General features: G+C 72.8%; 5 protein-coding genes and 1 pseudogene. 1 reads left to right on the top strand and 5 read right to left on the bottom strand.

Features of this window, described 5'->3' with window-relative positions; all coding sequences use genetic code 11:
• Positions 1-241, bottom strand: a pseudogene (locus G6R25_RS27555) (ATP-binding protein); the annotation flags it as partial.
• A gap of 24 nt (positions 242-265) precedes the next feature.
• Between G6R25_RS27555 and G6R25_RS27550 the strand changes: the two are divergent.
• On the top strand, positions 266-442 hold the full coding sequence (locus G6R25_RS27550) for a hypothetical protein (RefSeq protein WP_235948737.1): 177 nt from the start codon (positions 266-268) through the stop codon (positions 440-442).
• Positions 443-732: 290 nt separating this feature from the next.
• Here the strand turns inward: G6R25_RS27550 and G6R25_RS16495 are convergent, their stop codons facing one another.
• The 4 genes from G6R25_RS16495 to G6R25_RS16480 all read right to left on the bottom strand — a co-directional run bounded on the left by G6R25_RS16495 (position 733) and on the right by G6R25_RS16480 (position 11,354).
• On the bottom strand, positions 733-7,422 hold the full coding sequence (locus G6R25_RS16495) for a type I polyketide synthase (protein WP_163553711.1): 6,690 nt from the start codon (positions 7,420-7,422) through the stop codon (positions 733-735).
• Between the two features lie 38 nt (positions 7,423-7,460).
• A complete protein-coding gene (locus tag G6R25_RS16490) occupies positions 7,461-9,209 on the bottom strand; it encodes a PfaD family polyunsaturated fatty acid/polyketide biosynthesis protein (protein ID WP_163553710.1) in 1,749 nt (582 codons plus the stop codon).
• On the bottom strand, positions 9,206-10,576 hold the full coding sequence (locus G6R25_RS16485) for an SDR family oxidoreductase (RefSeq protein ID WP_235948734.1): 1,371 nt from the start codon (positions 10,574-10,576) through the stop codon (positions 9,206-9,208). Before G6R25_RS16485 ends, G6R25_RS16490 begins: the two co-directional genes overlap by 4 nt.
• Before the next feature lie 358 nt (positions 10,577-10,934).
• Positions 10,935-11,354 carry a TOBE domain-containing protein gene (locus G6R25_RS16480; protein ID WP_163553712.1) on the bottom strand — a complete coding sequence of 140 codons (420 nt, stop codon included), beginning with the start codon at positions 11,352-11,354 and terminating at the stop codon, positions 10,935-10,937.
• Positions 11,355-11,544: the final 190 nt, after the last annotated feature.

Raw genomic sequence — 11,544 nt, 5'->3', positions numbered from 1 at the left:
GGTCGAGGTCGCGGTGGATCAGCGCATTAGCGACCAGCTCGCGGAAGGCGACGAGGGGATAGCTGGGACGGTTGTGGACCGTACCGTCCGACTCGGCGACAATCGCGGTGTCGAAGGTGCGCCGGGCCCACAGCAGCGCCGCGTCAAGCATCCGCGAGACAGGCCCGCTGATGGTCACCTGGTTGCGGGCCCGCGTGGCGGCGGAGTCCGTGGGAAGGGGCGCTGCGGCCGCTTGGATCACGTATCGGGGGAACCATTGCTGGGGGTGGGCCCCAAGGGCGAGGAGACCCGCGACAGTGAGCTGTCCGCCGTCGATCGTCACTCCGCCGCGGCGCAGGAGCTCGGCGTCATCGGTAAATCGACCGAGTCCGGCCGGGTCACGTTCACGCACGGCGTCGAGGAATGCGTCGACGAGGGAGGTACGCCGTACCCGTCGCGTTGACGCGGCAGGGCTTGGCCGACCGGTCGCACTCGTGCACCCGAGCAACCACAACTGCGACGCCGTCCACCTCGGTGGTGTCGCCTCCCGCTACCCGGAGATGGTTGATCATCTCGGTCACGTCGTTCGGCACGGCCCAAATGTAACCACGATGGAGTTACATTTCGCGGCCGCGGTTACATTTGAGTAGGCGGCACGTGGGCCCGAGGCGAAGCGGCCCCGGGCCGGTAGTCACCGCCGGTCCGGGGCCTCACGCGTTCAGACGCGCCCCTCCGCCCGATCGCCCTTGGGGGTCAGGACGAGGGCATCCAGTCGGGGCGGCGGACCAGTTCCACGCCGATCAGCTCGATGCGGGCGGCGTCGTCGTCCAGGATCACCACGTCGCACAGGGCATGGATGTTGTCGATCTCCCGGGCGGTGACGACGCTGCGGGCCGCGCCGGTCATCAGGCCGGGCCGGTGGATGCGGCATTCGCGGACGGCGACGGGCAGCGCACCGCCGAGCACCCGCCAGGCCCACAGTCCGGCGAGCTGCATGCCGCCGTCGAGGCCGGCGACGTCGAAGTACCAGTCGTCGAGCCCCCACGCCAGTTCATCGACGCCGACGACCGATCCCTCGGCGCCGTGCTCCGACATTCCCCTGAGCCACTGAATCGCCTGGAAACGGGGGCCGTGGAACAGGGCGTCGCTGCGGTAGATCAGGTCCCGGCACGTCGACACCTCGGCTGCCTTCTCGGCCAGGCCCTCCGGCGTCGGCCACGCCGACGAGGGCACCGGCTGCGGCTGCGCCGGGTCGAGCCTGGCCTGGTAGTGGGGCATGCCGTCGGCGTCGTCGATGCGCAGCACCGGCAGCGGCGCGGTGGCAGCGCCGGACGGGTCGCCGTCGCGCCGCGGGTCGGACCCGGCGACGCTGACGAACAGCTCGTGCCCGGTGTCGGCCAGGTGCGGGAAGGCAATTTTGCGAAGAACCCGCAGGTCGCGCAGCACCATCCCGCCCTCGCCGCCGCCGCGCAACGCACGGGCGCCGCGGGCGAGCCAGTCGAGCGCCATCGCGAGCGGCAGCACCGCGATGTCGGCCGGGCTGTGGTCGGTCAGCCAGGGATGGGTGCGTTCGTGTACCGAGAGCCGGCCGAGGATCCGCCGGGCGGCCGACGGCCCGAACCCTCCGCCAGCGCCGGCCCCGAGCGCCTCGGGGCCGGCGGCACCGAGCAGGATCCGCGGCTGCGTTCCGGCGCTACGCGGGCCGGTGATCTCGTCGACGAACGCGGCCGCGCCCTGTGCGACCGGGATCGCCGGCACCCCACGGCTGGCGAAGACCTCGGCGAGCAGCGGCCCGACCATTCCGCCGGCCCACGGGCCCCAGGCGATCGAGCGGACCAGACAGTCCGGGTGCGCGGCCCGCCAGGCGGCGGCGACCTGGTCCAGGGTCGCGTTCGCCATGGCGTAGTCGGCCTGGCCGGCGTTGCCGAACCAGCCGGCCACCGAGGAGAACAGGCACAGCAGCTCCACCGGGTCGTCGGCGAGCACGTCGAGCAGCGTCCGCAGGCCCCGGACCTTCGTGTCGAAGACCCGGTCGAAGGCGTCGTCGGTCTTGTCCACGAGCAGCTTGTCGGCGAGCGTGCCGGCGCCGTGGATGAGCCCGCTGATCGGCCCCCAGTCCGCCCGGACCTCGTCCAGGGCTCGGGCGACCGCGTCAGGATCTCGCACGTCCACCGACAGGTAGCGGACCTGTGAACCGGCGCGGCGCAGGGTGGCGAGGGTCGCACGCACCTCCCGGGCGGCGAGGATCTCCTGTGCCTGCGCCCGCAGTCGGGCCGGTTTACCCGCCGAACCGTCACGCCCGACCAGCAGCCGGACCAGCGACGGCTCGTCGGTCGCGGCGGCGAGCCCGTCCGGCTCGTCGAGCAGGGGCGTACGGCCCAGCAGCACCAGCCGCGGCTGGCAGGACCGAGCCAGTTCGATCATGGATGCGGCCGTCACGCCGCGGGCGCCGCCGGTGGCGACGACCACTGCGCCCGGTACGAGCCGCAGCGGATGCGCGTCGACCGGCGTCGAGGGGGCCGGTACCACCCCCGGGACAACGCGGGTGCCGTCGGCGCGCAGGCCGACGACCGGGGTCATCCCGCCCTGGCGCAGCTCGTGGGCGAGGGCGGCGGCGAGTCGCGCCGGGTCACGTCCAGCACGCTCGCAGTCGATCGCCCGGACCGCCGCGTCCGGCCACTCCGCGCCGGCGGTGCAGGCCAGCGCGGCCAGTCCGCCGAGCCAGGCCCGTTCCCCCTGCCGGCCGTCGAGACCGAGGTCCGCGCCGGTGTCCTGCACGGTGACGAACAACCCGCCGTGCACGGCCGGCGAGGCCGCCATGGCCCGCGCCCAGCCGAAGGCCTCCTTCTGCCGGTCGAGGGCCTGTTCGACGGAGTCGATGCTTGCCAGACCACCGAGCATGATCACCCCGCCGACGTCGGCGGGCAGCCCGCCGGGCGTCGCACCAGCACCGGCAGGTGGTGCTTCGTCGGTGACGACCGCGCGGATGCCGTGGCGGTCGAGCTCGTCGGCGAGCGCGGGCCCCATGCCGCTGCCGCCGTCAACGATCGTCAGCGGCCCCGCCCCCAGCCCGAGGGATTCGAGCCCCGGGGCCGCGACGGGCCTGACCTCCGGCACGAGCCGGGTCAGCGGCTGCCAGCCGGCGGTCCCTTCCGCGGAACCGGCCGGAAAGGGGGCATCGGCCGCCACGCCCGTCGGGCCCCGCGTCGGCGTGGCCGCCGCAGTCCCCGACGCGTCCCCGGTGGGGCTCTCGGCGAGCTCCGGGATGACTGCGGCCGCCGCCGTGCCGGGCCCGGTCGGATCCGGACCGGCCTGTTCGATCTGTCCGGCTGGTCCAGCCGCTACCGGTTCCGGGACGTCGGGCTGGTTGCGCATAAGGTCGACGACCTCACCCAGAGTGCGCAGCGCGGTGAGCCGGGCCAAGGCGTCGCTCTCGCTGACGTCGACCCCGATGTCGCCGACGTGCTGGCGCAGCGCGGAGAGGATCTCGACCTTCTTCAGCGAGTCGATGCCAAGATCACCTTCCAGCTCCATGTCCATCGCCAGCGCCGCGACGGGGTAGCCGGTGCGCTCCGCGACGACGTCAAGCAGCAACGCCTCCAGCTCTTCGACGCTGCGCGGCGCGGACGCGCCCGCAGTCTCATCACCGATCGACGTCAGAGCATCACCAACCGACGTCAAAGCATCACCGACCGACGCCGGGGCGACGGCGGGCGGGCTGACGGCCAGCTGACCAGCGGAAGCGGACGGCACCGGAATCGCACCATCCGCCGTCACCACGGACGGCGCCACGGCAGACGGCGGAAGGGCGAGTGGGGACGGCGGCGTGGCCGTCGCCGGCATCGACGCCGTCGGCGCGACCGCCGGTGGCAGCGCGGCGGGGGTCGTCGCGGGCGTGACCGGCAGGTATTCGGCCGCCGGGGGGACGGTCATGGCCGGCGCGCCGGCCAGCCTGGCGCAGATGGCCTCCGAGGTGCGCAGGAACTCCACCTGTGCCTCGGTCATCAGTTGCTGGTAGGAGGCCTGAACCTGGGCGGTCTGCCGGTGGGCCTCGACGAATGCGGGCCACTGGCCCGGCCCGGCGACGACCTCGCCGGCCAGGGCCGCGCCGGCTGTCGGCGCGGCCACCGACCACTGCGCGGCAGTCACCGGCGCAGCCGCGGGCGGCGCCGTGACGGTCGCCTCGGCCGCGGCGACCGCTGGGGTCGGCATCCCGGCAGCGGCGGCTCCCGGCTCCGCCAGCCACGACTCAGCGGGCATCAGCTCCGCGGGCGGCGGCGCCGGCATCGGCTCGGCGGCCGGCGGGGCCACCGGCTCTGCCGCCGGTTCCGCGGCAGGCACGGCAGGCACGGCAGGCACGGCAGGCACGGTCGGGATGGCACCGTCGACGGCGATCGGGCCCGGCTGTGCAGTGGGAGGCGGCACGGTGGGCGGCGGCGGGGCGGTCACGTCGTCGGCCGTCGCCGGGGCCGGCACCGTGAGGGTGGCCACCGCGGCAGCCGAGGGAGCGGTGGTCGCGGCGGAGCGGGGGGCGTGGTCGCCATTGGGCGACGGCTCGTCCAGCGGCGGTGGATAGTTGCGGCCGTAGTTGGATCCGTCGATGCGCATCGTCATCACCGGCTTCCGTCGCCGCGCACCGACCGGGGTGGGTGGCGGGTCGTCGAAGGTGAGCTGGGTGCCCTGGATGGCGAGCTGACCGAGCGCGGACTGCAGCATGGCGTCGCCGTCCTGGCCCCGGCGGTCCAGGCTGATCGCGAGGTGCTCCCGGCCGTCGAGGATCTGGTTGACCAGGCCGGTGAGAGCGCCGCCGGGGCCCACCTCGACGAAGGTCCGCACGCCGTCGGCGTACATGGTCTCGATCTGGTCGACGAACAGCACCTGGGCGGTGAGCTGGTCGACGATCCGCTCCCGGATCAGCGCCGGATCGTCCGGGTAGGGCCGGCCGTCGGCGCCCGCGACGACGTCGAACCGCGCGGGGTGGATCTCGATGCCGTCCAGCACCTTGCGCAGCGGGTCACGGGCGGCCGCGACGAGGGGGCTGTGGAAGGCGGTGGCCGTCTCCAACCAGCGGGTGGCGATGCCCTCGGCGGCCAGTTTGCCCTGGACGGTCTCCAGCGCGGCCGCGGCGCCGGACAGCACGAGCTGCTTCGGCGCGTTGCGGTTGGCCACCCACACGTCCGGGTCGGGCAGCCCGTCGAGGGCCGCGGCGACGTCGTCGTTCGAGGCGACGGCGGCGAGCATCCGCCCGCCGGCCCGCTCGGTGGTGTTGCGTAGCAGTTCGCCGCGTCGGCGGGCCAGGATGATCAGCGACTCGGCGTCGAGGACGCCGGCGGCGCACAGGGCGGTCAGCTCGCCGAAGCTGTGCCCGGCCACACATCGCGGGCGCACCCCGTACCCGTCGAGGACCGCGAGCAGGGCCAGGGAGTGCAGCGCGATCGCCGGCTGCGCCCACTCGGCGGCGGTCAGCGTGCTCTGCTGGGCGGCGCGCTCGGCCTCGTCGAAGGTCGGCGGCGGGAACACCACCTGGTGCAGCGGCGTGCCGCCGAAACGCAGGCCGCCGAAGCGGTCCCAGACCTCCTGCGCGGCGGGGTATCGCAGCGCCACGTCCGTGCCCATCCCGACGTACTGGCTGCCCTGGCCAGGGAACAGGAACGCCGGTGGGGCCGCCGACCGCGGCGGCACGGGCGGGATGCCGGTGCCGGACTCGTCGGCGGTGGCCGCATCGGCGGTGACCGCATAGTGCAGACCACGCGGGTTCGTGAACGGCTCCCGCGGCCGCTGGCCGATCAGATTGGCGGCCTGGTCGATCCGGATGCCGAGCTGCTCCGCGGAGCCGGCGACCAGGGCGAGGCGGACCGGGCGGCGGGGGTCGAACTCGCGCCGGCTTGTGCGGGCGATCCCCACGGGGGGCCGGGCGGTGTCGATCGCCCGCAACGCGGCGACGATCTCCTCGGGCGACTCGGCGCCGACCAGGATCAGCTCGCTGCCGGCCGCCCGCGGCAGGCGAGGCGCGGGCGCGGCGGACCCGTCGCCGGCGTGGGCGGGCGCCTCCTCCAGCGCGATGTGGAAGTTGATGCCGCCGAACCCGAAGCTCGACACCGAGGCCCGGCGCGGATGGTCGGCGGGACTCACCCAGGGACGGCACACGGTGTTGAGGTAGAAGGGACTGGAGTCGAGCGCCAGGTCGGCGTTCGGCTCGGTCACCTTGATCGTCGGCGGCAGGGTGTGGTGGTGCAGGGCGAGCACGGTCTTGACCAGTCCGGCCGCGCCAGCTGCCGACTTCGTGTGCCCGATCTGCGACTTGACCGAGCCCAGCGCGCACCGGCGATCGCCCGCACGCTCGTCGGCGCCGAACACCTCGGTCAGCGCGGTGACCTCGGTGCGGTCCCCGACGACGGTGCCGGTGCCGTGCGCCTCGACGAGCTCGACCGTCGCCGGCCCGTAACCGGCGTCGGCGTAGGCGGCGCGCACCGCCCTGACCTGCCCGCCCGGCGCCGGGGCGTAGATCGCCGCACCCCGGCCGTCCGAGGACGAACCGATCCCGCGGATCACCGCGTAGATCTTGTTGCCGTCTCGGCGGGCGTCGTCGAGACGCTTGAGCGCGACCATTGCGACGCCCTCACCGAGCAGTGTGCCGTCGGCCTGCGCGGAGAACGGCCGGCAGTCCTCCGTCGGCGACAGTGCCGGCGTCTTGCAGAAGCTGACGAACGTGCACGGGTTGTTCAGGGCGTCGACGCCACCGGAGATGATCATGTCGGCGCGACCGAGGACGAGCTCGTTCACGCCGGCCGACACCGCGGCCAGGGAACTCGCACACGCGGCGTCGACGGTGTAGTTCACCGCGTGCAGGTTGAGCCGGTTGGCAATCCGACCGGCGACGATGTTGCCCAGGCCGCCGGGCAGTGTGGCCTCCTGCCACTGCGGATAGTCCTTGAGCACGTAGTCGCAGGTCCGCCGGGCATCGGTGTCGGAGTAGCCGAGCTCGCGCAGCGCCTTGAACCACATGGGGCGGCCCAGCCGCAGGTCGATCTCGCTGAGCAGCTCCAGGTTCCCGCTGCCGAGGATGCAGCCGATGCCGCCGCGATCGGCGGTGTCGTACTCGTCACCGAGGGCGTCGCGCAACGTCTGGTCGGCGACCTGCAGGGCGAACAGCTGCGCGGTGTCTGTGGCCGGGACGGTGGTCGGCGGGATGCCGAACTCGGCCGGATCGAAGTCGATCGTCGGCAGGAACGAGCCGCGGCGCACGTAGGTCTTGTCGATCGCGGCCGGGTCCGGATCGTAGTAGTCCTCAACCAGCCAGTGGGAGCGCGGCACCTCGGTGATCAGATCCTCGCCGCGGACGATGGAGTTCCAGAACCCGGCGGCGTCCGTCGAGCCCGGCATGATGGCACCCACTCCGACGATCGCGATCGGCGGTTGGGGCGGGGAGTCCGTTCGTGACATTTTGTCCGTGTCTCCTTCCAGACCGGCCGGCCGCGAGGTCAGCCGTGGGCGCCGAGGGACAGCCGGCGCGGCGGGAACTGAGCGACACCCACGGGTACCCCGAAGCTGCGCACCTGATGGGCGCGGGTGACCACCGCCGCTCCTTCGAGAAGGTTCAGTGCGATCTGGACGACGCCGCGTTCGGCCGGCTGCGCGAGGAAGCTGCCGGCGATCCACCGGTTGAACGCGCCCATCGCCGGGCCGCACCAGACCTGGTAGTCGGTGCGCCGGCTCTGCTCGCCGGCGAGCGCCCACCGACCGGAGTTCCCCAGGTACCACCGGAACACCAGCGCCATCCGGTGCTTGGGATCGATCAGTGCCCGTTCCACCTGGCCGGGGTCGCGTTCGCCCCAGTACGCGGCGGTGCGGGCCCAGACGTCGTCCAGGGGCAGGCCGAACAGGTCGCGCTCCAGCTTCGCGCGCAGTTCGGGGGGGAGCTGTTCCAGGCTGTCGTGCCGGCGGTACGCCTCGAACAGCAGGCCCGCCCGAGGGGCGAACATCGATCCCCGGGCCAGCACCTGCACCTTGGCGCCGAGCTCGAACATGTCCGCGGCCGGCGCCAGCGCCACGTCGGCCAGGTCGGCACCGGCGAGCATCGCCTTCGCGTCCTCGGACTGGCCGGACTCGACGCTGACCTGGTTCACCGAGCCGGTGAGCACGTAGGCGGCGCCGAGCGCGAACGCCGCCGCGACCGCCTGCGGCGTGCCCAGCCCGCCGGCCGCGCCCACCCGCACCGGCCGCTGGTAGGCGAAACGGGCGACGACCCGGTCCCGCACCTCCTGCACCGCCGGGACCACGACGGCCATCGGCCGACCGTCGGTATGCCCCGCGCTGTCCGCCTCGACCGTGATGTCCTCTGCGATCGGCAGGCCCGCGGCGAGCTCCGCCTCCGCCGCGGTGATCTCCCCGGCGTCGACCAGGGCCCGCAGAATCTCCCCCGGCGGCGGCGACATGAACTGCTCCGCGACCTCGGGCCGGGAGATCTTCGCGAACACCCGGGTGCGGCGCTCCACCCGCCCGTCGGACGTGCGGCGCAGCCCCGTCGCCGCGCAGCGGACGACCGCCGGGGTGATCGACATGAACGCCGACGCCGACACGCACGGCACCCCGTGGCGCAGCAGCAGCGCGGCGGTAGTGTTCTCCAGCGCCGGATCGCCCGGCGAGTGCAGCAGGTTGACGCCCCAGTTCGGCTCGTCGGCGAGCGTCTCGGCGAGGGTGACGGCGGCCTTCTCGATCCGGTCGAGCCCCAGGCCGCCGGACCCGAAGAAACCGAGCATCCCGGCGCGGGCCATCGCGGTCACCATCGCCGTGGTCGCGATGCCGGTCGCCATCTCCCCGGCGATGTACGGGAAACGCACGCCGTGTGCCAGGGCGAAGGACCGGTCACCGAGCCACTCCGGGTACAGGGCCGGCAGGCTACCCACCACCGGCGCTCCGGCGGGATCCCCGGCGCCCACGGCGCCGCCGAGTCCCAGACCGACGCCCCGGCCGGGCACGGCCAGCAGGTGCACCGGCTCCCGCACCGCGCGTACGCAGGCGGCCAGCTCCGGCCCGGTGAAGGCCGCCGGGTGCCGGCCCGGCCGCCAGGTCGGTGCGGTCGGCGCCCCCGGCCGACCGACGGGCCCGCCCGTGCCGGTGAGGCCGCCCGGCGGGTAGGGCCGGCGCGCGACCGGCCGGCGCGGTACCTGCGCCGGTGTCCGGCGCGCCGACGCACCGGCGACGCGGGACGGTCCGGGAGTGACGGTCATGGGCTGCTCCAACCCTGGGTGGTTTCGACCCGCGGCGCCGGATCTGTCCGCGCGGCCGGGTAGGCGTGCACCGCGGCGTCGGTCGGCGGGTGGGGGTCGGTCGGCGGGGCGAGAGTTGCTCGGGCCGTCGGGTCATAGGCGGACAGTGCCCGGGTCAGCAGTTCGGAGCCGAGCAGGTCGGCCGGGGGCGGGTCCGCGACGCCCAGGCCGGAGAGCAGGTAGTCCCGGTCGACCAGGGTCTCGGCGAGCCGCTCGCCCAGCGCCGTGCGGGTTCGGGTGTCGTCGAAGACGTGGCGGTGGCGCAGGTACATGAGGAACCCTGGCACCATGCTGATGATCCGTTCCAACGGCGTCGGATCGGCCGGTGGATGCTCGACGAGCTCCACGCGGACTGGCAGGAAGCTCTCCAGCAGGTCGATGGGCAGCGACACGGGTAGGTCACGGCTACCGACGATGTGGTAAGTGGTCGTTTCGCCGGCCGGTGGGCGCTCGGCGAGGCGCACCATGTCGTGGACGGCGTCCTCGACGGCCATCATGTTCCAGCGTGCCCGCAGGTCACCGACGACCCGCACGGTCTGCACGGTCGACTCCTCGGCGTCGACGAGGTTGCCCTCGACGGCCATCGAGGCGACCGTGAGCATGAAGCGGGCGGCCGCCTCCAGGGTGTCCGACGGCAGATCGGGGTGCGGTGGCCGGTGGCTGACCAGGACGCTCGGCCGGAACACCACGACCGGCCGGCCGCTGGCGGCCGACCACTGCCGGACCGCCACCTCCGCGTCGTACTTGGAGCGCTCGTACGGGCTGGCGAACCCCCGTGAGGCGTCGAGTCGGTCCTCGTAGACGACCGAGTCCTGGCTCAGGCCGGCCACGAATGCCGTGCTCACGTGGTAGAAACGCGGCCGCCGCCCGCCCGCCGCCGCCAACGCCAACATGTTCCGGGTGCCGTCGACGTTGACATGATGCAGCTCGGTGAGATCGCCGGCGAGTTTCGTCAGGGCGGCGCTGTGCCAGATGGCGTCGACCCCGTCCGCCACCCGTCTGAATTCGGCCTGGGAAAGGCCGAGACACGGCGCGGCCACGTCCACGTCGACCACCGCGATCCGCCGTAGGAGCTCATCGACCAGCCGCGGGCTGGCCCCGGTGACCTGTAGGAACCTGGCCAGCCGGCCGGCGGCGTCCCCGGACCCCGCATGGGCCAGAACCGTCAGCGACGCATTCCGCTCGAGTAGTTCCCGCACCAGATGCATACCCAGAAATCCGGTTGCCCCAGTGATTGCGATCTCCACGAGAATCCACGCTTCCTGGTCGATGGCCTCCGTCGGGATTTCGCCGGAAGCACGCGGCAGGGCCGAGATACCACGAATCATCCGGACACGTCGGACCGCCGACGAGATAAAATCGATATACGGAAGCAGGCATCGCATTCAGTGACGGTGCGTCGATGTCATGGACGCTTACCGCGACCGCCGAGGGGCATGCCGGTGCGATCCACCCCATCGCGGGTGGTCAGGCCCTGCGTTACGGGATACCCACCCTGGGTCGCGATAACAGTGCGTCTTTTTCGGAACCGCCCCGGGGCACCCGGATCGGGTGACTTCGCCGCCCGGCGGCCGGTCCATGCCGGCGCGGGCGGACGGCAGGCGGGGCGGGCGATCGGAGCTGCGGCAGCCCGGAAGGCTCCGCGCGCCGACCGGCGGCTCGTGCCGGTCGGCGCGCAACGGTGCATCAGACGACGGAGAGGGAGACCTCGGTAGCCTTGATCAAGGCGGTGACCGGGGTGCCGGGCTCGAGCTTGAGCTCCTCGGCCGCCGCGCGGGTGATCGCCGCGGTGAGCTCTATCTCCTCTCCGACCTTGATCCGGGCAACCGACATCGCATCGCCGGAATCGAGGCCGACGAGGGCGCCCGGCAGCCTGTTTCGGATACTCAGTCCGGACACCTCGGTAGTCGCGACCGCGATGTCGGTCGACTTGACGAGCGCCTCCACGGCGGTGCCGACGGCGATACCGAGATCCTTGATCGCATCCATCGTGACCGTGGCCGTGAGCGTCTGGCCGCCAGGAATGTTCATGGTGACGGTTCCCATGACCGAGCCATCGACTATTTCGGTAATAATCCCGGCGAATCGGTTACGAATACTAAGGATCGTGAATCGACCTTATCCAGCGCATGTATCGGACGAGTTGCATGACGACGGCGTTACCCGGGTCACACGATCGTCTTCCGGTCGTTCGGGCAGCGTTGCGACCGGCGAATAACCCCGATCGCTCGAGTCACACTGAGCAATTCCCGGCGTCGATTTGTGAGGTTGGGTAATTGTTGCGGGGTGTGAGTGT

Source organism: Candidatus Frankia alpina, from assembly GCF_902806485.1.
Classification (GTDB): Bacteria; Actinomycetota; Actinomycetes; order Frankiales; family Frankiaceae; genus Frankia; species Frankia alpina.
The sequence above is the reverse complement of the archived record's forward strand: the minus strand, read 5'-3'. Positions and strand labels throughout refer to the sequence as shown.